The organism is Stenotrophomonas sp. SrG (genome assembly GCF_050031795.1).
GTDB classification, from domain to species: Bacteria; Pseudomonadota; Gammaproteobacteria; order Xanthomonadales; family Xanthomonadaceae; genus Stenotrophomonas; species Stenotrophomonas rhizophila_A.
Genome location: NZ_JBNBBE010001871.1, coordinates 1 through 229 on the forward strand (window position 1 = coordinate 1; position 229 = coordinate 229).

At 74.2% G+C, this 229-nt stretch carries 1 protein-coding gene; it reads right to left on the bottom strand.

All coding sequences use genetic code 11. The features are described 5' to 3' along the window. On the bottom strand, window positions 1-229 hold a 229-nt coding region (locus tag ACQG3P_RS25680; RefSeq protein WP_426806620.1), incomplete at both ends, for a hypothetical protein.

Genomic DNA, 229 nt, shown 5'->3' on the forward strand with positions numbered 1-229 from the left:
ATTCCCCTGCAGCAGATGGCGGCGTGCGATGGCCAGGCGCCACAGCGTGCGCAGCACCGCGCCGCCAGCCAGCAGTGCTGCGTCGGGCAGGCAGGCAAGCTGCGTGGCAGCGCGCCGCAACGACTGCAGCGTGCCGCGCCCGACCTTGCTGTCATGCGCTTCCAGCGGTGGGTCGTCCGGCCCGCGCAGGGCATCGCGCAGCTTGCCGAGCAGCGGCGGCGCGAACCCC